Source organism: Corynebacterium sp. HMSC075D04 (assembly GCF_001815635.1).
GTDB lineage: Bacteria > Actinomycetota > Actinomycetes > Mycobacteriales > Mycobacteriaceae > Corynebacterium > Corynebacterium coyleae.
The window spans coordinates 1-1646 of sequence record NZ_KV821283.1 but is presented as its reverse complement, the minus strand read 5'-3'; the positions used below and the strand labels follow the sequence as shown (position 1 = coordinate 1646).

Annotated in this window: 1 protein-coding gene; it reads left to right on the top strand. The window is 54.4% G+C overall.

What is annotated here, in order from left to right:
- Nucleotides 1–95: 95 nt before the first annotated feature.
- Entirely contained in the window at nucleotides 96–1568 is a 1473-nt protein-coding gene (locus HMPREF3048_RS00015) for an integrase core domain-containing protein (RefSeq protein WP_070770877.1), read from the top strand.
- Nucleotides 1569–1646: the final 78 nt, after the last annotated feature.

Below are 1646 nucleotides of genomic sequence, written 5' to 3'. Positions count from 1 at the left end.
TGTCATGTCTCATGACTTTTTGGACATGGAGTCCAGTCACTTATTGGACACGATGTCTAGAGACTTTTTGGACACTGAACCGGTGAAATGGTCGGATGGCTATTTCATCGCACACACGCAGAAAGATCGCGGATTTCGATCCGGTTCGCGACGGAAAAACTATCAAGCAGTTTTGCAAGGATGAGAAGATCTCTCGGCAGACGTTTCATAACGTCAGGGATCGTATTGCTCGCCGTGGGCGGGCGGGTATTTTGCCGGACAGTACCGCGCCGAAAAATCCTGCCCGCAAATACACCGAAGCGGATCGCCAAGCAGTCATCGACGCTAGAGTCACGTTGCAAGAGCAGGGGCTAGACTACGGCCCGTTGTCGATCTTTTACCACCTGTTCGACACAATCGGCCCGGAGCGCACTCCATCTCGGTCGACCATCGCGGATTGGCTGCACGACGCTGGAGTAGTTGACGCGAATGCCCGCAAGCGCCCACGCAGTTCGTATAAGCGGTTTGCCCGCGACTTTGTGTGTGAACTGTGGCAGATCGATGCTGTGGTCTACCGGCTATTCGACGTCGAACATACCCAGGTCACGATCTATCAAGTTATTGATGACGCCAGCAGATTCGATGTTGGCACGAAAGCGTTTCCCCGGCCTGAAAACGGCGAGGATGCTCGCATCACCTTGAAAGAAGCATTCGACCGATACCGCAAACCGCAGGAAATCTTGTCGGACAACAGTGAAGCGTTTGCCACCTACCATCGCGGTCGTCTATCAGCCACAGAAGTTTGGTTGGCGAAGCAAGGTGTGCTGGCAATTGCTGGCTTCGCCCCAACTACGCAAGGCAAAGACGAACGCTCCCACCGCACGTTGGTGCAGTTTCTCGATGCACGCACACCGGAAACATTCGACGAACTGCAAAAAGCGCTTGCGGCCTACCGCGAGGTCTACAACAAACATCGGCGACATCAAAGCCTGCTCGTCGGCAAGATGCACATCACTCCCGAACAAGCCTGGGAAACGTTCCCGCAGGCTGAATCACCTACAACTCCGCTTGATCCTGAAGCGGTCTGGCAGCGCGTTGTCGACTACAACCTCGCCAACAACCCCCATGCAAAGCCGAAGCCTGCATACACAAACGACCCCGGGGAAGCTGCCACTTCACCCAGGGTCAACACCGATCGTGCAATCACCACGCCAGGTGCATCGCATACGGATACGACCAGCATAGACCCGTATGAAGCAGTCAAAAAGCAGCGCTTTGATATCCCCTTGGAACTGACCATCAGCCGCCACGGGGCAGTTCATATCCTCGGATACCCGCTGTATGTCGGATTGAGATTCAAAAGCCGCAAACTGCTCAGCCACGTTACTGCCGATAACGTCGCTGAATTCTTCACCGCACACGACGGAGAATTCCTCTTCAGTGTGCCGCTACCGATCAAGCTCAAACACCGCCCAGCCGGCGGAGTAATCAACATCAACCACGTCGAAGGCATGAAACACCGCCAACCACCCCAGCTGCGCCCCAACCTATCCAAACCCCGGCCAAAAAGACGCAAACCGAAACACTAGCCAAAGTCCAAAAAGCTCCTGGACTCCGTGTCCAATAAGTGGCTGGACTCCATGTCCAAAATGTTCATGGACATAACA